Source organism: Gammaproteobacteria bacterium CG11_big_fil_rev_8_21_14_0_20_46_22, from assembly GCA_002796245.1.
In the GTDB taxonomy this organism is placed as follows: Bacteria; Pseudomonadota; Gammaproteobacteria; order UBA12402; family UBA12402; genus 1-14-0-20-46-22.
In genome coordinates this window covers 1-21964 of the sequence record PCWT01000033.1, presented here as the reverse complement: position 1 = coordinate 21964, position 21964 = coordinate 1, and the positions used below count along the sequence as shown (strand labels likewise).

Genomic DNA, 21964 nt, shown 5'->3' with positions numbered 1-21964 from the left:
ACAGGCGACTTGGTAAAGTATTTACCAGATGGCGATTTGGTTTACGTTGGTCGCAATGATAATCAGGTGAAGATTCGGGGATATCGGATTGAGTTAAAAGAAATTGAGAACATTCTGTCGGGGTTTGGTGAGCTTGGGCACTGTTGTATTGTCGATAAAGAGCTAGGAGGCAGTAAAACTTTGGTCTGTTACTATACGGGTCGAATAAACGATACCTTGTTGAAGCATATTAAAAAACAGGCGCGTTTATTTTTGCCAGAATATATGCTGCCAAGCCATTGGTCGCAGATTGATGAGTTGCCAAAAACGGGTCATGATAAAATCGATATAGATACTCTTAAAAACTTGTCGATTCTTGATAGAAAAAATAAAAAGCAGGTGAATATGTCGAAATTAGAGAGGGTCATATTTTTAGCTTGGCAAAAAATACTCCAGGTTTCAAGAATTGAATTAGATGATAATTTTTTTGATATTGGAGGAAGCTCCATTAAAGCTTTATCATTACATGCTATTCTGCAAGCTGAGTTAAGCTTGGATGATATTTCGGTGGTTGACTTATTTGAATATCCAACCATTAGAAAATACGCCAAATTTATACGTACACAGTATCCGAATTTGGCTGATAGTTTTGACAGAGGCTGATAAATGATTTTTATGGTTTCGTAGAATTGCTGCGAAAATCCGAGGCAAGTGTTATACTGAATCATAATAGTTGGGTATGGTAATAAAACACAGTTTTAGTAATTTATGGAAGATAATATAGCAATTATCGGGATGGCTGGCCGCTTTCCTGGGGCAAAGAACATTGATGAATTTTGGTTCAACATAGAAAATGGGGTCGAGTCTATTGTTGTTTTTGACGATCAGGAACTTCTGTCTTCTGGCGTGCCTCAAGTTTTGTTGGATAATCCTAACTATATTCGAGCAAAGGGGTATCTAAAAAATGCGGCTCTTTTCGATGCTGACTTTTTCAATTTTAGCGCTTATGAAGCCACAATGCTTGATCCACAATTTCGTTTATTTTTTGAGGTTGTTTGGGAGGCATTAGAAAATGCTGCTTATGTTCCTGGCTCCTCTAATGATCGCGTGGGTGTTTTTGCTGGCTGTTCGACGAGCAATTATGGTGATGCTTTATCAAATGAGGAGGGTTTCGTTTCTGAGTCACAATCAAAAGATATGTTACTTCTTACTCACAATGCTAAAGATTTTCTGACCACTTTGCTAGCCTACAAGCTTAACTTAACAGGGCCATGCGTCAATGTACAAACAGCTTGCTCTACTTCCTTGGTTTCAATTTGGATGGCTTGTGAAAGTTTATTAGCGTCAAGTTGTGAAATTGCTTTAGCTGGTGGCGTTTCTGTAACAACGCCATTAAAGTCAGGCTATTTGTATCAAGATGGTATGATTTTGTCAAAAGATGGCCACTGCAGAACCTTTGATGAGAAAGCTGTGGGAACGGTGCCTGGCAATGGTTTGGGGGTTTTGGTTTTGAAACGCCTTTCTAAGGCTCTGGAAGATCATGATAATATACATGCAATTATTAGAGGAGGTGCGGTTAACAATGATGGATCTAATAAAATTGGGTTTTCAGCCCCGAGTGTTGAGGGACAGAAAAAGGTCATAGAAGCAGCTCTTGATCGAGCTAAAATCACACCAAATGATATAGCCTACCTAGAGGCTCATGGTACAGGTACTTTAATCGGTGATCCTATAGAAGTTAGAGCGCTTGGTAGAGTGTTTTCGAAGCAAGGGGTAAAAAGCAAAGTTGCTTTAGGGGCGCTTAAACCGAATATCGGACATTTGGATGTTGCTGCTGGCGTTGCTGGCGTAATAAAAACAATAGAGGCTTTGAAGCATAAATGTTTTCCACCAAATATTAACTTTAAAAAGCTCAATTCTGCGATAAACTTAAATGATATAAATTTTTGTATTAACACTTCACCAGTTAAATGGGCTGCTGAAAATTCGTCAAGGTTTGCTGGGGTGAGCTCTTTTGGTATTGGAGGCACTAACGCCCATCTTGTGCTACAAGAAGCACCTCAGTTGCCAGGCTCTTGCAATGATGATTTGCCGGTGTTGATTGTGCTGTCTGCTAAGAAACGAACCGGGTTGATTCGAAGACGTAGAAAAATAATAAATTACTTAAAGCTTAACCCAGCAGCTAGCCTTAAAGATATCGCATATACGCTGCAGGTAGGGCGAAAAACTATGCAAGACAGATTTGCCTGCATTTGCTTTACTAAAGAGCAGGCAATTGAAAGGCTTGGTGATCTTGATCAATTGGAAGCTTTACAAGTTAATGATGACACGCTATGTGAATCGACTAAACTGGCATACGAAACCCTATATAGGCTAGCTAAACAATGGCTTGCTAAGGAGGACGTGAATTGGCAAGAGCTATACAGAGCGTCTAAACCTTTCAAGTTGGCGTTGCCCACCTATCCTTTTGAGAGCAGAGAATACTGGGCAAAGCCATATATATTAAAAGATCATTCTACTACTGAACGGTCGTCTCCGTCTCAAAAACGTAAGTTTTTCTCTCGCGAGACAATTGAACTTGAGGTGACTGCTATTTTTAAAAGTTTTTTAGGGAGTGATCAGATTTGTGCGACAGATGATTTTTATGATTTAGGTGGAGACTCCCTTTTGATCCTTCAGTTGATTGAGGAAATTAGGAAAAAGTTGGGGGTAGAGATACCTGAGAGCAAGTTGAGTAGTTGCTCGACTCCAAAAGAAATTGCAGCATACATCTATATTAAGTTAAATGATGAAAGTTAATGATGATTTAGATTTTAGCAAAAATATTATGTCTCGCTTTAATGAGCGGCTAAAAAATATCGGTTTAAATAAGTTTGAACTTGCGCACTTTCAATCTGGTATAAGTGAGCTGGAAAAGTGGGGCGTATTATATATTTTCTATTTTTTTTTAAAGAAAAATGTATTTTGTAACGTAGGTGATATCGCTGATTCATCAGATATTCAGCATGCATTAAAAATACAGCCAAAATATATAAAGTTGTTGAGGTGTTTGCTTGAGCTTTTGGTCGATTTTGGGTGCTTAAAAAAAATACATGGTGAAATTTACGAAGCAGCTCAAGTTCCACTTATTTCGACGGACTATTTAAATAAAGTATTTGATGATATTGTAAAAATATATCCAGAAGTTATTCAAAGTGCTAACTTCTTAAAGAGTGTTATGAGCTCTTACTTAAAAATATTGTCTGGAGAGGTTAATTTTTTAAACATAATGTTTCCATCGGGTAGTCTTTCTATAGTAGAAGGATTATATAGATCAAGTAAAGATGCCGCTTTTTTTAATACTCTGGTTTCTTCTTTAGTTAATGAGTATGCTGATTTTTATTGTTCTCATGATAAAAACCAGGTTTCTATTATTGAATTGGGCGCTGGTGTTGGTTCTACGACTGTGTCTATTTTGCCAGAGCTAGCTTCGAGTGGACTATGTTCGAACTATGCTTATACAGATATTTCTAAAACGTTTACGCGGCATGGAGTGAGCATTTTAAATGCGGGAAATTACCGATTTTTAGATTTTTTTATTTTTGATATTAACGAAGAACCAGGCAAACAGGGGGTTAAAAGACAATATGATATTGTAGTTGCTACAAATGTTCTTCATACTGCAAAAGACCTATTAACAACCTTAAACTATGTTATTACTCTATTAAAACATGGAGGGTTGTTAATTATTAATGAAGGAGTTATCAAAAGAGACTTTTCTACATTAGTATACGGGTTTCTTGATGGTTGGTGGGCATTTGAAGACCAGAAGTGGCGTGTTTCTGGTAGCCCTGTTGTTTGTGTTGATAATTGGCTTAAGTTGTTAACCTTGGCTGGTTTTGAAAATGTTTTTTCAGTAAATCGACAATTTTTTTTGAATGAGCTAGATTGTCAGGACATAATCTGTGGTTTTAAGAAAATTTAAGGTTGGTTCTTTTTAAGCTGCTTTAAAATCTTTTCTTTCTGTTTTTTCTCTAGTGCGTGTTGTTCAGTGGCGGTTGTTATCCCCACCATGTGCGCGTCCTTTTGGCTTAAATGCCTAATGATTTCTTCATCTTTTGAGATATCATTGGCTGTTACAACGCGGTGTTTCCTCTCTCCCTTTTTTTGTATTGCAAAAAGTGTTTGGTCAGTATTTTCTGATAAACGCTTTGCCAGAATTTTATATTTTGGGCTGTGCATTTCAAGATAGCCAAGGTAAGTTAGTGTTCTAATATCTGTTGGTGAAAAGCAGTTAACCATTTTGTCGTCAGCCAATAATTTTTCGGGTGCAACTTTATGAATAACGTTTTTACCGATTAATTGAACAGTGATTTCATACTCGCCTTCTGTATTTTTTTCGATATTGGCGACACGGTATGCGGGAGTGTAACTTTGGTTGCTTTTATTAAGCTTTCTCCAAAGGCGAACGATCCGTGTTAGAAATTTAATAAGCTTCGAGCGCTGTTTCATTTATGTGCCTCCTACAAGTTGTCATATCTATGACGAAATTCAACCATCACACCTAATATAGTGTCGCTACCTTTTAGTAAACGCATGGGGAAGGCATTTAGGTCTGGGTTTAGTGGTTTTAAGTATTGGTGCTCGCCATCAACTAAGAGTTGACGAAAAATCAATGTGTCGCTTTCTGCTATCTTTGCTAAGACGAAGCAACGGTCTTTTGCTGGTTTTTTGGGGTCGAGGATTAATAAAGAGCCCTTTGGAAAGTACGGTTCCATTGATGAGTCAGGTAAGGTAATCGCAAAAGTTTCTTCAGATAATTTCGGGTCTGCAAAAGCGAGTTCATTGGCGTTGAAGGCCTCTGGATTGCTTAGGTAAGGTTCTACTTCATTCCACTCTATAATGGGCACTTCTTTAGCTTTAGCTTTAGTTATGGTTGGTAGTCCCATGTCAACCGCAGAATCAGGTAGTGGGCTTTTACCCTTTAGTTGATCGAGGCTAACGTCAAAAAAGTCAGCAATAGGCTTCAGGGTTTTGCCATGCGGATGAGGGGAAACCCCTGAAACAATGCGCTGCAGGGTTTGTTGTGGTAACTTAAGTTCCCGTGCTAATTGCGATGTATTGACGTTTTTCTTAAACATCAATGTTTTTAATATGTTACTTATCAATGACTTACTCATCTTCCCGTCAAAAAATCACCCACTTTACAAAAAATATGGGTAATTTACTCAAAATTGTATTGACATCAAAACAATGTGTAGTAATATAACCCATATGGAAGCTATTTGAAAGAAAAAGCTGAAGAAATATCGAGCAAGCGGCAACTTGCTCGATATGAAGATAAGAGAAGATGGAATATTGCTTAAGACCGACTTCTCAACTGGAAATCTTACCAAAAGACCTTTCGGTTGAGAACCCTCCATCCTCTCCAAAATTGAAATCGTTTTGAGCAAGGGGGCTTTGAGGATGAAAGCGGTTACGCTAAGTATCGATTGGATGTTAAGTGAACTTATCTTAAACGATGGTTACAGCAAGCAACAACTAGCGCACTGTCTAAATACCACACTTCCCAAAATTAATGATGCACTTAATCAAAGTCGTGAACAGCTATTAGAGCAGTCGTTTAGGCAGCAATTAAAGCGACTTTACTTAATACGTCGTCATACATAAATGGTCTTGCTGCCCGGGTAGCGTTCTGGGCGAGATAAAAACAATCACAAACAATCGCCCAAAGCGCTTTTTAAGAAGGAGGTTGGTGATAGTGAAAGTGATATTAGATGAACAAGACAAAGAGTCCGTTGAGCAATTAATTAGTCCAGTATTGGTAACGCTGTACGAACAGCAACAATGCGGCATCGGTACGGTCAGCACAAAAATTGAAATTGGTGCATTGGAAGAAATTAAAAAACGCGCACATGAATTAGGACAGAAGTGATAGGAGATACACATGTTGGTATTGTCAAGAAAAGTAGGTGAAACAGTAAAAATTGGTGAGGACATTTATGTCACGTTATTAAGCATTAAAAATAATCAGGTACGGTTGGGATTTAAAGCGGATAAAAATGTTCCGGTGCATCGAGTAGAAGTAGTAAAAAAATTACTGAAAGAGCAGAAGTAAAAAATAATTTAAACAGTACGTTCACACCGATGAGAATATGCAGTACGTTCGATCAAAATATACATATCAATCAATTTCAGTCAGTGCTTTGACTGAGAAGATGAAGATTTCCAATTAAAAATTTAAAGAGGTAATTCTATGGCTAAATTAAATTCACTATACCCTGTTATTGGATTTTCAACTAACGTTTTTGATAACCCGGCAGAGGTTGAAGGTATTGTTGACAAGATTCTTTTGGATTTTGATGCTATTGAAATCGAGATCGAAGATGATGCTTTAGAGCGAATAGCTCAGGCAAGTGATAAAGAATATGAGCTTTTATGCGATACCCTAAAGAAGAAGCTGTTGGGTTTGAACCATGTATCTGTTCATGCACCTTATCTAAAAAAAGATACAAATCTCGCGGCTGAGGATGAAGGTGAGAGGGCACTTGCTATACAAAAACATGAGCTAGCTATTCGGTTTTGCCATGATATTAACGCTAGATTTTTAACTTTTCATCCAGGCTTTAATAAGCCAAATAAAGAAGTAGCAATGAGACAATTATTGAAATCGTTGGACGAACTTGTACCGTATGCTGATAAATATAATGTTGCTTTGTGTTTAGAAAATATGGGAAATGATCGACCAAAATACTTAGTCTTTAATGCAGAAGAGCATATCGAATTACATCGCGATAAAGGTATTTATGTGACCTTGGATTTGGTTCACTTAGCAACCTGGGGTTTGTCTTATGAAGAACTAATGGATCGTATAAAAGTATACACACCCATTACGCGCGTTGTTCACTTTAATGATATGCCTGAAAACAAGCATCGACATGTTCCACTAGGTGAGGGTGTTTTGCCTATGAAAGCTATGCTGGCTCAAATGAAAAAATGTGGCTATGAAGGTGCCGCCATTGTAGATGAGTTTTCAAGACCGACGAGCGCAGAAAAATATATTGAAATGACGAAGACATTTGTAAAAGAACTAAAGTCAGAGAGTGGGTATGTTTCTTAATAATGAAATTTCAGAAAAGTTACATAAATTAACAGACTTGTATAAGTATGATGCTTTGTTTCACAGCTTGATTTGTGAAGAGTGGCGTGATGAGTTGACGTTGAATTTATGCGCATATGATAATATTTTGTCGAAAAGTGCGCGTTATTTCCTTCAAAGTCAACTTGGATTTCGTTATAGACTGGGTGAAATTGCTAAAGCACCTGTTAATGCTGACTATCAGCAGAAAGGTAGTTTGCTTTATACCGAAAAACCCGCGTTAACACAGCTTGAAACTAAAGCATACGATGTTGCTGTTAAAATATTTTCAGGTATTGGTGCTGATTTTAGGCCGCTATCTGGCGTTCATGCAACGATGTGCTCCGTATTGGCGTTAACCTCAGTCAATGAGGTTGTTTATTCGATTGATCCTGGAGACGGTGGACATTTCGCTACACGAGGTGTGGTTGAAATGTCGGGTAGAAAGTCAGTTTATATGCCATGGGATCGGGAAAGACAGGATGTAGATTTTAATCGTTTAAGAGAGATGCTTAACGAAAGTAAGCCTACGTTAATAATCCTTGAGCATGGTTGTCCACAACGCCCTCTCAATATCAAAAGGCTTAGAGAGACTGTCGGTGACTCAGTTTTCATTGCTTACGATGCTTCTCATACACTTGGCTTGATGGCAGGCGGGCTATTTCAGTCACCCTTGCTTGAAGGTTGTGATTTATTACAAGCTAATACGCATAAATCCTTTCCAGGTCCGCAAAAAGCATTGTATATATTTGCAAATTCTTTGGTGCAAGAGAGGCTTAGTTCAGCATTAGATGATGCATTGGTATCAAGCCAGCATACACATAACTTGATGGCGCTTTGCATCAGCATGCTGGAAATGGAGCTTTGGGGAAAGGAGTACGCCATTAAGATGCTGGAAAATTCTGCGGCACTAAAAAATGAATTATTAAAACTGGGTTTTAACGTTTTATATCCGAATGATCATTCGACTCACATTATTCTTATTGAGTTTAAAGACGAATTTTCAGGCAAAGCTTTTTTTCAGCGTTTGCTTGCTTCAGGTATCGCAACGAATTTTAGGCTAATGCGGGATAAGGCCGTTATTCGACTTGGCACACAAGAATTAACGCGGAAAGGCTTTGAACCTTATCAGATGGTGTACATTGCCGATTTGATGGCACGTGCCAATGAAGGTGAGAGAGGTTCTCATGGCGTTGCTTCAGAGGTTTCAGAACTAATGCGCAACTCAAATGAAGTTCATTATAGCTTTGATGACAATTTAAGTATAAATAGACTAATTCAAGGTAATTATGATGCTAGCCAGCATTGAAAAACAAGGGTATGAGCTATTAGCTGCAAGTGACTTTGCTTCAACCCAAATTTTTTCTAATAGTGAAGGGTTTGGGGTATTTGCAGGTTATTGGAACAACTTAACCTTCGATCCTTATATGAAAGATGGTGGGCGATATCGTCGACGTCGCTATGGGCAGTTTATTTTAAATAATGCGAGCAATAGGCTGGAGTTTTTAGGTAATGCACCATTTTTCCAAGCTGAAAAATACAATACGCTTAATGGCGGTGTTTATCGACAATTTGAATGTTTAACAAGCGAGTTTCAACAATCAGACTTACTGCACGAATTTATTCGGTATTTTGCTTCTAGGCAGCCTTTATCCAAAATTTCAACCAGTTGGTTGGTCAATGTGCATCAGATTAGAGTGGAGTGTAGCAAAGGTGTTGCTGGCATGGCTACTCCAGAAGGTGTTCATCAAGATGGGCATCGATTTGTGGCTCAGATTTTGATTGATCGAAGAAACGTAGAGGGTGGTGAAAGCATTTTATATTCTTCACTCGAAAACGAAGTTGCTCGTATTACATTAAAAAATTCATTGGATGCTATTTTTGTTGATGATGAAAAATTATGGCATAACGTTACCCCTGTTGTAACAAGTCCTAGTCAGATGCATGGCTATAGGGATATGTTGTTGCTTGACTTTAACATATCGGAGAGCGCGAAATGATCCGTAAAGTTTCTCCTTTTATCGTCATTATATTGTTCGGTAACTTTTGGACAAAAGCAGCTTCTATGTTGAGTTTGCCGTTTTTGGCAATATATCTATCTGCGCACACAACACTTTCGGCTGGTTGGATTGGATTTATTGTGGGGTGTCAGCCATTTGCTGCCTGCTTAGCCGGCTTTTGGGGTGGTCATTTATCCGACTATTTTGGCCGGCATCGAATTATTTTAATTTCTCTCGTCATGTCAGCCGTGGTCTATTTTGTGTTTTATCTTGCAACTATGGTTAACACGGCATCTATTGATAAAGTGGTTATTTTTTCAGTGCTGAATTTTTTTAATGGTCTTTTTTCTTCATTTTTTTCACCCGTTAGCCAGGCTTTAATTAGCGACAACTGTGAAGCTCAAGAAAAAATCAAGTTCCTTCATGCTCGTTATTTGGTAGCAAATATTGGCGCTGCTATGGGGCCAGTAATTGGTGCCTATATTGGTGCTTCTGGTGGACGCGTTGCATTTTTATTAAGTGCCATTTTATTCCTGATTTATACAGTCTTTGTTGTACTGGTCATTCGAAAAATTAAATCAAGCAAGAAACCGAATGGCTCATACAAAAGTTTGTGGGCTTCTATTAAGCTGGTCATAAATCATAAAAAGTTTTCACTCTTTGTTCTGAGCGCCATATTTTTCAGTATGGCGTATGCGCAAATTACGAGTAACTTCTCTTTGATACTCGAAAGATCATTTGTCGATGGCGTGCGATTTTTCTCATGGATGTGTGCACTAAATGGACTTGCTGTCGTTGCTTTTCAGCCTTTGATGTATATGGCGACAAAAAACCTTTCGCCGAGAAAGGTAGTCTTTTGGGGGAATCTTATTTTCTCTATGAGCTGTTTATTGATGGCGCTCTTACCCATCTATAAGTCACTAATTATTGTGTTCATGTTGGCCATTACTTTGGGTGAGGTGCTAGTAGTTCCAACACAAAGTGTGATGACAGATTTATTTGCTCCAGAAGATAAGCGAGGCTTGTTTTTTGGTGCGGCTAGCCTAAGACAAATGGGCGCCTCATTTGGACCGTTTGCTGGGGGCTTGGCTTTCCAGTTTTTTGGGCACACAGCTGTTTTCCTTTTGATGACAGTTTTAACTATTTTTAGTGCATTTTTGAATAGACGAGCGACTAATTATAAGCAGCTCAATGAGGTAGTTTGATATGAGCTTAGTTAAAGAAGATAAAAAAGTCGTGTTAATCGTCGGTAATATTCGCAGAGGTGAGTACGAAAGGCTGGTTGAAGAAGGTTATGTTTTAATTTTGCTTGGCGATCAGTCATTTTTCCAAGAAAGCATACAGTACAAAATTTTTGAAGCTAAGTATTTTCATGACTTAACAAAACTAAACGCTGAGTTCATTTCACTGATAAGGGGAATATCTGAGCAATATCAGATTGAATACGTTTTGTGTTTACGTGAGTATTTTATTCCCGCAAAAGTTTTAATTAATACAGTTTTAAGCAAAAAGGAAAGTTCGGCGTTTACATATAATTTGTGCCTAGATAAATGGTCGATGAAAAAGGTGCTGGCTAGTCAGCTTGGACAAGCGTTTTTAACAGGTTTCAAGGTTATTCGTTCAAAAGAAGATCTCGAAGAGGTCGCTAATAATTTCCGGTTTCCTGTGATACTTAAACCTAAAGCCTTGTATGGCAGTTTGTTCGTTAAAAAAGTAATGAGTGTAATAGAGCTTTATTCGGCTTATGTGGATTTAAGAACCACCTTAATAAAGTATCTCGATAAAAAAGGTATAGTTTCAGAAGAAGATAAGCAAATACTAGCCGAAGAGTATTTGTCAGGTAGTGTTCACTCAATCGATGGCATTGTAGATGGGGCGGGGGATGTGTTTCAAACGCCTACAGTCGATGTTTTAACGGGTAAAGATTTAGGATTTGAGGATTTCGGTCATCGAGTTCGCTACGCGCCGAGCACATTGGAAGTTGGGGTGCAAGAAAATTCAAAAGTGCTTGTTGATAAGGCCATTTCGGCATTAGGGCTTAGGAAAAGTGCGTTTCATGCGGAGTTTATTGTGACACCAGACGGCCCCAAGTTACTTGAAATAGCAGCGCGACCAGGCGGGCATAGAAATTATGTGATTAGAACTGCTTATGGCATCGACTTAAATCTCGAGACCCTTCGTATGTTTGAGGGAAAAAAGCCTAACGTAACACCAAAGTATCAACGCAATTTTTGTATTGTTTCTCCGTATCCATCACGTGTAATGAAATTTAGTGGATTACAGGGGCTTGAGTTCATTAAGCAGCGAGTGGGTTTTTCGCAATATCAGGTAAAAGCAAAACCAGGTGATCTGATTGGTCCTGCTAATAAGGGATATATGTCAGCCTGGAATGTTGAGCTATTGGGTGTTGATCGGGATCTTATGCTTAATGAAGCCGTAAAGTTAGCAAAGTTTGAAGGTTATTATGATGAAAATATTATTTCTACACCAAAATCCGTATCGTAAGGTTAAATATCATCAAGCTGTTGATCATGATGCCAATGAGATTATTTATTGTGGCTTGAAGAGTTTTATTGAGCAGGTTCCTGATGGATTAAAATGTGAGAAGTGGATCGTATCAGAATGGGATAAGGCCGATTTAATTAGGCGAATAGCGGCTATTGGTGGTGTTGATAGAATTATTACACGCCAAGAAAGATTGTTGTTATTTGCAGCAGAGTTAAGAGCACATTTCAACCTGCCAGGACTGCCTGTTGAAGAGACGAAGGCATATCGAGATAAGCGTGAGATGAAAAATCGTTTGATCTCAAAGGGAGTTCGTGTGCCGAAAAGTTTTTCATTAAATCATTTGCGTGGACTGAGCGAAGCACAATACCCTTGGCAAGGTAAAACCATACTTAAGCCTGTTGATGGTGGAAGCAGTGTTGGCATAAGTCGTTTTGAAACTTTTTCCCAGGCGATTGAGTATGTAGAAAAAAAAGAAAACTCTGTTGATGAAGAGGGCTATTTATTAGAAGAATATATTGAGGGCGATATTTACCATCTTGATGGTTTTTTCTATCAGGGTAGGATCGTCACGATGTTAGCGCATCGCTATATGGGTAGTTGTCTTGAGTTTGCACAAGGAAGCCCAGTGGCGAGTTATCAGGTGCATAATAGTTACTTAAATTTTGCAGAACGTTGTCTCAAAGCATTAGGTGGTGAGTGTGTTACTTTTCACCTTGAATTCATTTTAACGCGATCAGGCCCTGCATTTCTAGAGTGTGCGGCACGAGCGGGTGGCGCTGAAATTATTCAAATGTATCATTTAAAGACAGGGATAAATTTGAATGTATTAGATATTGCCTCTCAGATTAAAGGTGAATTAGCAAAAGAGCACTTATCTGCCAAGGAAAATCAATCATGTTTTGGTCAGGTTTTGGCGCCAATGAGCTTTCATTTGTTGTCTAAAAAGAGTGTTCCCGTATTCGAAGTACTATCAGAGTCGACACACGTGGTGAAATTTTATCAAAAAAACTCAGATAGTCAGTCAGCATCAAAAGTTACTTATCAATTTGAGGCGTTACCTATGGCAGCGATTCTTTCGGCTGATACTGAGATTGGTCTAAAACTTGAGATTAATCGGTTCTTGACAGCCTTGAGTAAATTACAAAATAGCCAGTAGTGATCTATGGCGAAAAACAGGAGAAATCTATGATATTTGAAGAAACACGTGGTACATTAAAAGCCTTTGGCTTGCCGCTGGGTGATCGAAATGACTTACCTGATTCGACAAAAAGGTTTGATGATGGTGGAGATTTTAAAATTGAAATTCCAACGGTTAATTCTATTGAAGCTATGTCAGCACTGCTAGATGAGTCTAAACGGGTTAACGTTAGAATTAACCGCGTAACAGAGACATTTGGCATGTTCCGCCATACAAAAGCTGAAATTAAAAGAATGGTTGAGCTTTGTGATCAATATGGCTGTGAGCTGATGATGTCAACAGGGCCAAGAGCTGCTTACGATACCAGTGCAACGGCTTCAACGGCGCAAGGCCGAACGATTGCCTATCGTTTAAGGGGGCAGGAACAACTTATTCGGGCCATAGAAGATATTAAACGTGGGATTGATCTTGGCGTTGCCGCCTTTGTCATTTATGACGAGGGGCTGCTTTGGTTGTTAGTTCAAATGCGCACTAATGGTGTGCTGCCAAAATCGATTAAATTTAAAGTGTCGGCACATTGTGGCCATGGTAATCCCGCTGCTTTTAAAATGTTAGAAAGTCTTGGCGCCGATAGCATTAATGCAGTGAGAGACCTTCAGCTTCCAATGATTGCAGCATTGCGTGAGGCTGTCGATATTCCTATCGATTGCCATACAGACAACCCGCTAGCCTCAGGCGGTTTCATTCGTGTTTATGAAGCACCAGAGATAGTTCGCATTGCATCTCCAGTATACCTTAAAACAGGTAACTCTGCTGTTTCAGTGCATGGTTCTATCCCTGGGAAAAAAGAAGGCTTAAGAATGGCAAACCAAGCTGCCATTGTTTTAGAGATGCTTGAGCGTTATATGCCAGAAGCTAAGCAGTCTGCATAAACCACAATTAACTGAAGAAATAAGAGAAAAAACTGATGTGTCGAATATTTGGATATTTTGGAGAGCGATCAATATCTGATCGTGTGCTTGAGAGAGTTCAGCTCGCACAGCGAAACGGCGGGCCTGATCATCAAACACTAAAACGCGGAGAGACGTGGGCTGTAGGTAATAACCGTCTAGCGATACAGGGACTTTCTGGTGGGGAGCAGCCTTTCAATAAAGGCAAAATTTGGGCTGTGTATAACGGTGAAATTTATAATCACCAGGCCTTGAAAAATGAACTAAATCGAGAAGGGTATACTTTTGATGCGTGCGATGGTTCGGTCATTATTCCACTGTATGAAAAATATGGCACTCGTTTTGTAGAATACCTCAATGGTATGTTTGCAATCGCTATCATTGATTGCCGTACCGAGAAAAAATTAATTTTAGCTAATGATACAGCATCGATTAAAACCCTGTATTACTCCTGGGATTTTTCTCACGATGCTTTATATTTTTCGTCCGAATTACCTTCTTTACTAGAGTTTCCTATTGAGCGCCGCATTCGGCCAGAAGCTGTTCATGAATATTTAGTTGGACGTTCTATCTGGCATCAAAAGACATTTTTTGATGGTATTCAAACGTTGCCGCCATCAAGTATGTTAGTCAAAACAGCTGGTCAGCCAGCTAAAGTATCGCAATATAAAACGCGCTTGGGTATTGATGAAATAGTACCGAGTAATTTGGACGATGCCTCACGACGGCTTGATGATCTGTTATCTGAAGAAATGGGTCTAATGACACAAGCTGAAGCGCCGACGTGTTTAGTGACGAGTGGTGGTCTAGATTCAAGTTATATGACAGCCTTGGCATCGCGATATCTGCCTGATTTAACCTGTTTCAATGTCGCTTATGAGGGTAACTGGCCTGCTGATGAGCGCCATTTCGCAAAAGAAGTGGTTGAATATTACAAGGGTAAGTATGAACAGGTACTGATTCGTGAAAGTGAATTTCCTGATATATTATCAAAAACCGTTGATCATCTAGGGCAACCCAATTCTGCGCCACATGCCTTAAGCACTTATGCCTTATTCAAGTCAGTAAGTGACGCCGGTTTTAAGGTGGCAATTACAGGTGAGGGTGCCGATGAATTTTTTGGTGGCTATGAGCGTTTTCGACGTGCGACGTTTGATAGTAATCCTGACTGGTTTAGTGGCTATTTTGATACCCTATGTGCAACAACAGCATCTATGCGAAACTTCGTTTATCATTCTGACTATTTAACTTTTCTTGAGTCAAGAAAAAGCGAAGTATTAAATGGAGCAAGGAATAAGATTGAAGATAACGAGCTTGCTTTTAATAGTCGATTGAAGTCATTACTTAATTTTGATCAACTTGAGCGATTTCCATCGTATATTTTAAGTCGGGTTGACCATTTAAGCATGGCTAACTCTGTAGAAGTCAGGGTGCCGTTTTGTCAGCCGCGCATTATTAACTATTCACGAAAGGCACCTGATGAATTTCTTTTGGATGCATCAAGCGTTAAAAAATTGGTGTATGGTGCAGCGAGAGACAAGCTACCTAAGTCTATTATTGAGCGTCCGAAGCAACCGTTTACATTGCCAATTGTGGCGATGATGAAGCCTGGTTTTGTATTGTTCGACATTATGCAATCTACACTTACAAGCCAAGTTTTTGGCAATCGTGGTTTATTTAATCAAGCCTCAATCATGAAACTAATCAAAGATCAGGTGAGACATGAATCGGCAGATACGGCGAATATGCTTTGGTCTGTAATGGTGTTAGAACTTTGGTTTCAAAAAATTAATTATTAAAGTCACTTAGTTGGAGGGTATTATGAAAGAAAAAATAGAAAAATTACGTTTATGGTCCGAGGAAAATAAAATTGATGAAGCTAATCTGGCTCGTGTGTTTTCGATGCTTGAGAGGGGGAGGCGCGCTGACCGCGGTCTTAACGATCCTGTGCAATTTCCAGCATGTTACTTAGAAGATGATAAAGCCAGTGCTTGGCATGAAGCGGGGCAGTATCCCTGGGTTAAGCTATTAGAAGAAAATTATGAAGCGATCAAGGCAGAGGCATTAAAAGTTTTTCAGGAAAATAAAATGGCTGTTCATCCCGAAAATGATGATTTAGCAGGAGATGGGACATGGAATACTTTTTTCTTTTACAAAAATGGTGAGAAATATGAAGATAATATTGAGCGGTGTCCAGTAACAGCAAAATTATTAGAACAGATTCCGGGCGTTGAAATTGCTGGACGTACGTATTTTTCAGCAATGACACCAGGCATTCATATCAAGCCACATTGTGGCCCACATAACTTTAAGTTAAGAACACATTTAGGATTAATCACTCCATCAGAGGCTGTCATTCGTGTTTCGGATGAAATAAAATCGTGGAAAGCGGGAGAGTGCCTTGTGTTTGATGATTCATTTGAGCACGAAGTATGGAATAAGAGTGAGCTTACACGTATTGTTCTAATCGTTGATGTTTGGAATCCGATTTTATCACTCGTGGAGAGGGCAGCTTTGCGTTATATTATGCCAGAGTTTTATCAAGGTTAAACAAGTGAAGTTATCTTATAAGTATTTGTTGGCATTGATTTATACCGTGGTGGTATTTTTAGATCGATTAGATCTCACCATCGTGAATATTACCTTGCCTACAGTCGCGAAAACATTTCACGTCCCTGTTGTCTCAACAGATTGGGTCAATTTGGCATTCTTGTTAGCTTTAGCCATTGCCATTCCTATTAGCACTTGGTTAGCTGAGCGCTTTGGATATAAGCGTATTTATATTCTTGCGATGAGTTTGTTTGGGTTTGGATCAACATTATGTGCTTTTGCGCCTAATCTCGATACCTTGATTTTTTTGCGCTTTATTCACGGATTGGGTGGTGGACTATTAATTCCTGTTGGCGCCACCATGATTTATAGGACGTATGATAGGGCTGAATATGCCAGTATCACGAGCTATATTTTTTTACCCGCCTTAGTCGCGCCTGCAATAGGTCCTTTTTTGGGTGGTTTGATGTTGGATTGGGTCAGCTGGCGCTTAGTCTTTTTCTTTTCAGGGCCAATTTGCTTATTCATCGCACTCGTTTCAGCGTTTTATTTAAAGGAGATGCCCCATACGCAGAAAAAGCCGCTCGACCTGTATGGTTTTTTGTTATCAGCCGCCATGCTCATTATTGTTTTTTACGCTTTTTCATTGCTGGGTAAAGATCAAATCATGCTGGCGTTAGGGCTGCTTATTTTTATCTTGTTACCTTTGTTGTTTGTCTTCATTCGTATTGAAAAGCATACGCAATACCCGTTGATTGAGCTTAATTTCTTTCAAAATAAAACCTTTGTTAAGGCTAACTTGATTCAGCTTTGTTTTCAAACGTGTCATTTTGGTGCGATTTTCTTGGTGGGTTTATTTTTGCAAATGGGTGTGGGCTTGTCTGCGACGATGGCAGGTCTTATTATGGGAATGCAAGCGTTTGGCGCCATGGCGGTCAGTCGTTATTCGGTGAAATTATTTAATCAATACGGTGCTAAGTTGCCGATTGCGGTCGGCCTATTGGGTGTTGCCGTGTTGACACCCATGATTTTATGGATCCATCAGGGTGTGTTGATTTTTGCTTTGATCCTCTTTTTTGTGAGAGGCTTAGCCAGCGGACTCTGCGGCACCCCCATACAAACCTTAAGCGTGATCGGTTTTTCGAAAGACGATTTACCCTCAGTCAATACGGTGTTTAATGCTTGTCGTCAGGTGTCGATTAGTTTTGGCGTGGCCTTGTCTTCTGTATTGGTAGGGCTAAGCTTGCAGACGTTAAACCTTAAGCCTGATAGCCTCATTCCCAAAGAAGAGGTGATGCATGTCTTTGGTTTTGGGTTTTGGATATTGCCTATTATCGCACTGATTGGCATTGTGTTGCTTAAAGGCTTGAGGTATGACACACCAACGTAGTGCTATTTGTTAATGTGCGTATACCGTGCAATTTCAATCAGGTTGAGATCTGGATCACGAAAATAAACTGAACACATTTTACCTCGTGCACCATTGGTTTCAACTGGGCTTTCTTCGATAGGAATGTTCTGAGCGTTTAAGTGAGCAACGACTTCATGGATAGTGTTTTCAGTAATAAAACACAGATCTAATGTGCCGGGTGAGGTTACATTGGCGTGCGGTGTGTATTCGCTACCATGTGGATGCAAATTAATTTTCTGTGTGCCGAGCCACAACGACTTTCGAGTTTCTTTATAGGTAATTGAAGGAATGCCTAAGATATCCCAATAAAAGCGACAAGTGGCTTCAATGTCTTTAACGGTCATGACGACATGATCGATGTGGCTGATTTTGATATTCATCGTAGTAAAGCCTCCAAAAGTTAATAGTTAAACTTTTTATTCACGCTAAAATGTATTATAAACATTGTTTTTTAACATAGCACACTATTATCGACACGATGTAGGTATGCCATTAAAAATTATGGAGAGAACTTATGAGAGATCAATCACCTATTAATTCTGGATTTAATGCATTATCAACGGCTTCAGACGTATTAGCAGGTTTGGATTTATCGGGTAAAACAGCAGTCGTTACCGGTGGCCATTCAGGGCTCGGCCTTGAGTCAACAAAGGCTTTAGCGTCTGCTGGGGCTAAAGTGATAGTTGGTGCGCGCGATGTCGCTGCTGCTGAAGAAAGCTTAGGTGGTTTGCCCAGTGTCACCGTCTTGGAGTTAGATTTATCTGACTTAGAGAGCGTTAAGCGATTTGCACGAAATATTACTGATTCAAGGGTTCAAGTAGATATATTAATTTGCAATGCGGGTGTTATGGCTTGTCCAGAAAAAAGAGTGGGGCCGGGCTGGGAGTCACAGTTTGCAACGAACCATATTGGTCATTATGTATTAACCAATTTAATTTGGGATTCTTTGAAAGATGGTGCTAGGGTTGTTTGTGTTTCATCGGCGGGTCATCACCTTTCACCGATACGTTGGGACGATATCCCTTTCGAAAAAGAGCCTTATGATAAATGGGTGGCTTATGGTCAATCTAAAACAGCAAATGCTTTATTTGCGTTACAGCTTGATGAGTACGGCAAGGCACGTAATATCCGTGCTTTTTCGTTACACCCTGGAAAAATTAAGACGCCCTTGCAGCGGCATCTTGATATGGATGAGATGGTTGCCGCAGGTTGGGTTGATAAGGATGGCAATGTCGTTGACCCTGAGTTTAAATCGCCTGCGCAAGGTGCTGCCACACAAATATGGGTAGCAACGTCACCTAAGCTGGATGGAATGGGTGGACTATACTGTGAGGACTGTGAAGTGGCTCAAGGTTATCCTAAACCAACCGAGGATTTTCGTGGTGTTTGTGCGCATGCGACTAACCTTGATGAAGCACGAAAGCTTTGGGAGTTTACGTCTGAGTTAACAGGGGTTAATGCTTTTGCTGAAACTCATGCGTGTAGACCTTAAGTAATATATATTAACTTTGAGCGCGGGTAATGAGCTTTGCCCGCGCTTTGGGTTAGATTAGGCTTATTAAAATAAAGGCGAGATAGCGTAATTTAATACAATTGTATCAGGCGTTATGCGCACTGTTTTCAGAGTTAATAACCACTATATCCATTACACATACTCAAGTTCAATAAATTTTTTGGGTTGGTTTGCTACTTATTGCTTGCTTACAAGTGAAACATTTCCAACTCAGTATTTTTTATTTTACTACTTAATTACCGCTGGAGTGTGCTTCCCGCACCCGGTTTGCCTGTCCTGGCGATTCGACCAGCGGCGAGGAAATTCAACCTATTCAAAAAAAGGGTGATGTCACAAAGGAAGCCGCCATGCTTCCCATTCCCTTGTAAAGATTGCATCCATGCAGCAAGACCGTGACCTTCCTAACATATACCAACTAAGCCTGAATTTCAAAAATCCGATTTGTTTTTGTTTTTGTCCGGTTCTTAGTTAAAAAAATTGTAAATTTGCGAAAATTTAATACTAAATATATCAAGCAGTTATAGGACACGCATAAAAAAACTTAAGTTTTTTGATCAAAAAGCTTGCAATTATTGGCCATTTTGTGCTATTATTGCTCTACTTTCAGAGGTTTAATCAGAAAACCTGAAATCCCAAAATAATTTATATTTCTCACTTTTTAGTGTTGTGTGCAAAGCAATAGGCTTTGTGTTTTCGCAATGGATTGTTCCGACTATTTAAATAATAACGAAGGAATGAAGTATGAGAAAACGTCAACAAAGACAATCTAAAAAAGAAATTCACCCAATGCATGATGAGTTGTCGGCATGGGGCTGCTTAACGCGACAGGAACTAATGCAGTCGCTGGGGTTTTCATCCAGTGGGCACGCACTTAAAAACCTGGGTGATCTAGGCGTTAAAATTTCCAGCCAAGCAACAGGGCAACCGCCTTGGCCGAGTAAACTAGAGAAGTTGGATGAACTGATTGGCGAGCTAATTAAAACTAAACCTGCCTGGGGTAAAGCTATTAAAGCTTACTACACCTCGGATGTTGTTAAAAACAAGGTGCGAATGATTGCGGCTCAAGAGAAGATCAGTAAATCCACCTTCCATGATCGCTTGCAACGCGGGCGAGATTGGATTGACTATGAGATGAAAATTTTCCATTAAAGCTTCATCTTATTTTTTAATATTTACCGCTCTAGCGGTTAAAACTTGCTTCATTGTTGAAGCCATTAAACTATAAACATTGCAGGCTTTTATAGGCTTGCGTCAACGATTAAATTTATCTGCTTTCATCAAGTGAATATTTGATGAAATCGGATTTTAACTGTTTATTCACTGTCTATTTATATTTAGACGGTCAAACTATTTAACTGGCAATGCGCTTCTTTAGGGAAGCGCTTTGTTTTTGAGGTTATTGCGATATTAATGTGGCATTTTATTTTTTAGCCAGGTGATAGCATTATAAGTAAGCCTCCAGTAATGATATACAATCCTTTTCATTTTTAAATGGTCTGGGATTAATTTTACATTTCAACTTATGCCTGTGACTTTTTCTATAGGCTGTTCAACTATAATTTTTGCTGACACATCTGTTTTGCAAATTATTTCCTTATCTTCATATCACCGAAATATTCTTAACAACAAATATTATGAGGATTTTTCCATGAATCATGAGAGTCATTTACATACCTTAAATGAAAAAGAAGCGGCTAAATATATCGGCATGAGTGTATCCTATTTGCAGCATGATCGCTGCTATGGATTTGGCGACACAAGAGGGCCGGTTTATGTTAAGCTGGGGCGGTCAGTGCGATACTTAAGATCTGATTTGGATGATTGGATTTTGAAGCAACGAGTTGATCGTATTAATTAGGCTTTATTCAGCACGCTCTTGCTTCATTTTGCAAGAGCGTGCTTTTAGCTTGCACTCTATATGCACTCTGTATTATAATGGTTTTAATTTTGTTATCTATTTTAATATATTATTCAAATGGTTAATTTGAATATATTTTTAGAGAAGTTGCCTTGACATGGTGGGGGTCGTTGGTTCGAGTCCAATCGTGCCTACCATTCATTTTCCCTGGAATTACATAGATTTAGCGCAAAATCACCTCACAGTGTTATATAAATAATTAAATTCCATATTTTGGTGCTTGTGCTTGGATTGGTTTTATTTTATACTGTTTTACATTGAAAACTACCAAACCTGCGCTCTCATTGCACTCTCAAGTGTGGAATGGATTCCGGAGAAAGCACCATGGGAAATTATATTAGCGCTACGCTAATCAAAACCTTAAAACCAAAAGACAAACATTACGATGTCAGAGATAAAAGCCTGAAAGGTTTCTTAATCAGGGTAAATCCATCAGGCAATATGTCATACGTCATCCAATATTGGCGCAGCAAAAGAATGCATATCGGTAAAGTCGGTGTTCTTAAGCCTGAGAAAGCAAGAGAGAAAGCAACGCAATTGCTGGGTTTGGCTGCATCAGGAGAAGACCCAAAAAATACCAAATACAATTACCGTGATACTTCCCCCACAATTAAAGAGTTTTTAGAACAAGACTATCAACCTTGGGTAGAAGCACATAATGTGGCAGGTGATGAAGCGGTCAAAACAATTAAACGGCATTTTAGTGGTTTTTTTGATAAATCACTAGATCAAATTAAGTTACAAGATGTTGAGCGTTTACGTACAAAGCTTATTGCAGAACAAAAACCGAATTCTATTAATCGGGTAATCTCTGATTTTCGCTCACTCTTTTCAAAAGCGCTTGAATGGGATGTTATCAAAAAACACCCTTTGTCTGATC

Annotated in this window: 22 protein-coding genes; 19 read left to right on the top strand and 3 right to left on the bottom strand. The window is 39.2% G+C overall.

The window, feature by feature from the left end; all coding sequences use genetic code 11:
* From COV52_04445 to COV52_04435, 3 genes are all read left to right on the top strand, one after another.
* A partial coding sequence (locus COV52_04445; GenBank protein PIR11356.1) for a hypothetical protein occupies positions 1–642 on the top strand: 642 nt, incomplete at its 5' end.
* A 105-nt stretch (positions 643–747) separates the two neighbouring features.
* Complete coding sequence (locus COV52_04440; GenBank protein PIR11355.1) at positions 748–2778, top strand: hypothetical protein; 2031 nt, start codon at positions 748–750, stop codon at positions 2776–2778.
* Positions 2765–3943, top strand: coding sequence for a hypothetical protein (locus COV52_04435; protein ID PIR11354.1), 1179 nt, complete (start codon positions 2765–2767; stop codon positions 3941–3943). The genes COV52_04440 and COV52_04435 overlap by 14 nt, the downstream gene beginning before the upstream one ends.
* Here COV52_04435 and COV52_04430 read toward each other — a convergent pair.
* Together COV52_04430 and COV52_04425 are read right to left on the bottom strand one after the other, a co-directional pair.
* Positions 3940–4470, bottom strand: coding sequence for a hypothetical protein (locus COV52_04430; GenBank protein PIR11353.1), 531 nt, complete (start codon positions 4468–4470; stop codon positions 3940–3942). The genes COV52_04435 and COV52_04430 overlap by 4 nt on opposite strands.
* A gap of 11 nt (positions 4471–4481) precedes the next feature.
* A complete protein-coding gene (locus COV52_04425; GenBank protein PIR11352.1) occupies positions 4482–5138 on the bottom strand; it encodes a hypothetical protein in 657 nt (218 codons plus the stop codon).
* A 286-nt stretch (positions 5139–5424) separates the two neighbouring features.
* Between COV52_04425 and COV52_04420 the strand changes: the two genes are divergently transcribed.
* From COV52_04420 to COV52_04365, 12 genes are all read left to right on the top strand, one after another.
* Complete coding sequence (locus COV52_04420) at positions 5425–5628, top strand: hypothetical protein (GenBank protein PIR11351.1); 204 nt, start codon at positions 5425–5427, stop codon at positions 5626–5628.
* Positions 5629–5905: 277 nt separating this feature from the next.
* A complete protein-coding gene (csrA, locus tag COV52_04415; GenBank protein ID PIR11350.1) occupies positions 5906–6076 on the top strand; it encodes a carbon storage regulator in 171 nt (56 codons plus the stop codon).
* 138 nt (positions 6077–6214) lie between these two features.
* Positions 6215–7078, top strand: coding sequence for a hypothetical protein (locus tag COV52_04410; GenBank protein PIR11349.1), 864 nt, complete (start codon positions 6215–6217; stop codon positions 7076–7078).
* Entirely contained in the window at positions 7068–8405 is a 1338-nt protein-coding gene (locus COV52_04405) for a hypothetical protein (protein PIR11348.1), read from the top strand. Before COV52_04410 ends, COV52_04405 begins: the two co-directional genes overlap by 11 nt.
* The gene (locus COV52_04400; GenBank protein PIR11347.1) at positions 8386–9096 is read left to right on the top strand and encodes a hypothetical protein; all 711 of its coding nucleotides are present in this window, start codon (positions 8386–8388) and stop codon (positions 9094–9096) included. Before COV52_04405 ends, COV52_04400 begins: the two co-directional genes overlap by 20 nt.
* Positions 9093–10301, top strand: coding sequence for a hypothetical protein (locus COV52_04395; protein PIR11346.1), 1209 nt, complete (start codon positions 9093–9095; stop codon positions 10299–10301). The genes COV52_04400 and COV52_04395 overlap by 4 nt, the downstream gene beginning before the upstream one ends.
* Before the next feature lies 1 nt (position 10302).
* Positions 10303–11601 (top strand): hypothetical protein, encoded by a 1299-nt coding sequence (locus COV52_04390; protein ID PIR11345.1) that lies wholly within the window; start codon positions 10303–10305, stop codon positions 11599–11601.
* On the top strand, positions 11561–12760 hold the full coding sequence (locus tag COV52_04385; GenBank protein ID PIR11344.1) for a hypothetical protein: 1200 nt from the start codon (positions 11561–11563) through the stop codon (positions 12758–12760). The genes COV52_04390 and COV52_04385 overlap by 41 nt, the downstream gene beginning before the upstream one ends.
* Positions 12761–12789: 29 nt before the next feature.
* Entirely contained in the window at positions 12790–13674 is an 885-nt protein-coding gene (locus COV52_04380; GenBank protein PIR11343.1) for a peptidase, read from the top strand.
* A gap of 35 nt (positions 13675–13709) precedes the next feature.
* On the top strand, positions 13710–15491 hold the full coding sequence (asnB, locus tag COV52_04375) for an asparagine synthase (glutamine-hydrolyzing) (GenBank protein PIR11342.1): 1782 nt from the start codon (positions 13710–13712) through the stop codon (positions 15489–15491).
* A 22-nt stretch (positions 15492–15513) separates the two neighbouring features.
* Positions 15514–16242 (top strand): hypothetical protein, encoded by a 729-nt coding sequence (locus COV52_04370; GenBank protein PIR11341.1) that lies wholly within the window; start codon positions 15514–15516, stop codon positions 16240–16242.
* On the top strand, positions 16166–17632 hold the full coding sequence (locus tag COV52_04365; GenBank protein PIR11340.1) for a hypothetical protein: 1467 nt from the start codon (positions 16166–16168) through the stop codon (positions 17630–17632). The genes COV52_04370 and COV52_04365 overlap by 77 nt, the downstream gene beginning before the upstream one ends.
* Before the next feature lie 2 nt (positions 17633–17634).
* Here the strand turns inward: COV52_04365 and COV52_04360 are convergent, their stop codons facing one another.
* Positions 17635–18027, bottom strand: coding sequence for a VOC family virulence protein (locus COV52_04360; GenBank protein ID PIR11357.1), 393 nt, complete (start codon positions 18025–18027; stop codon positions 17635–17637).
* Between the two features lie 140 nt (positions 18028–18167).
* Here COV52_04360 and COV52_04355 point away from each other — a divergent pair, with 140 nt between their 5' ends.
* The 4 genes from COV52_04355 to COV52_04340 form a co-directional block, all read left to right on the top strand.
* Entirely contained in the window at positions 18168–19145 is a 978-nt protein-coding gene (locus COV52_04355; protein PIR11339.1) for an oxidoreductase, read from the top strand.
* 762 nt (positions 19146–19907) lie between these two features.
* The gene (locus COV52_04350) at positions 19908–20315 is read left to right on the top strand and encodes a hypothetical protein (protein PIR11338.1); all 408 of its coding nucleotides are present in this window, start codon (positions 19908–19910) and stop codon (positions 20313–20315) included.
* A 499-nt stretch (positions 20316–20814) separates the two neighbouring features.
* Positions 20815–21024, top strand: a complete 210-nt coding sequence (locus COV52_04345; protein ID PIR11337.1) for a DNA-binding protein — start codon at positions 20815–20817, stop codon at positions 21022–21024.
* Between the two features lie 384 nt (positions 21025–21408).
* The coding region (locus tag COV52_04340; GenBank protein PIR11336.1) for a recombinase at positions 21409–21964 on the top strand (556 nt) is incomplete at its 3' end.

What these genes read in the sequence shown, in the direction of transcription:
- COV52_04440 (PIR11355.1), top strand. Translation starts at nt 748, where the DNA reads ATGGAAGATAATATAGCAATTATCGGGATGGCTGGCCGCTTTCCTGGG.
- COV52_04435 (PIR11354.1), top strand. Translation starts at nt 2,765, where the DNA reads ATGATGAAAGTTAATGATGATTTAGATTTTAGCAAAAATATTATGTCT.
- COV52_04430 (PIR11353.1), bottom strand. Translation starts at nt 4,470, where the DNA reads ATGAAACAGCGCTCGAAGCTTATTAAATTTCTAACACGGATCGTTCGC.
- COV52_04425 (PIR11352.1), bottom strand. Translation starts at nt 5,138, where the DNA reads ATGAGTAAGTCATTGATAAGTAACATATTAAAAACATTGATGTTTAAG.
- COV52_04420 (PIR11351.1), top strand. Translation starts at nt 5,425, where the DNA reads ATGAAAGCGGTTACGCTAAGTATCGATTGGATGTTAAGTGAACTTATC.
- csrA (PIR11350.1), top strand. Translation starts at nt 5,906, where the DNA reads ATGTTGGTATTGTCAAGAAAAGTAGGTGAAACAGTAAAAATTGGTGAG.
- COV52_04410 (PIR11349.1), top strand. Translation starts at nt 6,215, where the DNA reads ATGGCTAAATTAAATTCACTATACCCTGTTATTGGATTTTCAACTAAC.
- COV52_04405 (PIR11348.1), top strand. Translation starts at nt 7,068, where the DNA reads ATGTTTCTTAATAATGAAATTTCAGAAAAGTTACATAAATTAACAGAC.
- COV52_04400 (PIR11347.1), top strand. Translation starts at nt 8,386, where the DNA reads ATGATGCTAGCCAGCATTGAAAAACAAGGGTATGAGCTATTAGCTGCA.
- COV52_04395 (PIR11346.1), top strand. Translation starts at nt 9,093, where the DNA reads ATGATCCGTAAAGTTTCTCCTTTTATCGTCATTATATTGTTCGGTAAC.
- COV52_04390 (PIR11345.1), top strand. Translation starts at nt 10,303, where the DNA reads ATGAGCTTAGTTAAAGAAGATAAAAAAGTCGTGTTAATCGTCGGTAAT.
- COV52_04385 (PIR11344.1), top strand. Translation starts at nt 11,561, where the DNA reads ATGATGAAAATATTATTTCTACACCAAAATCCGTATCGTAAGGTTAAA.
- COV52_04380 (PIR11343.1), top strand. Translation starts at nt 12,790, where the DNA reads ATGATATTTGAAGAAACACGTGGTACATTAAAAGCCTTTGGCTTGCCG.
- asnB (PIR11342.1), top strand. Translation starts at nt 13,710, where the DNA reads ATGTGTCGAATATTTGGATATTTTGGAGAGCGATCAATATCTGATCGT.
- COV52_04370 (PIR11341.1), top strand. Translation starts at nt 15,514, where the DNA reads ATGAAAGAAAAAATAGAAAAATTACGTTTATGGTCCGAGGAAAATAAA.
- COV52_04365 (PIR11340.1), top strand. Translation starts at nt 16,166, where the DNA reads ATGTTTGGAATCCGATTTTATCACTCGTGGAGAGGGCAGCTTTGCGTT.
- COV52_04355 (PIR11339.1), top strand. Translation starts at nt 18,168, where the DNA reads ATGAGAGATCAATCACCTATTAATTCTGGATTTAATGCATTATCAACG.
- COV52_04350 (PIR11338.1), top strand. Translation starts at nt 19,908, where the DNA reads ATGAGAAAACGTCAACAAAGACAATCTAAAAAAGAAATTCACCCAATG.
- COV52_04345 (PIR11337.1), top strand. Translation starts at nt 20,815, where the DNA reads ATGAATCATGAGAGTCATTTACATACCTTAAATGAAAAAGAAGCGGCT.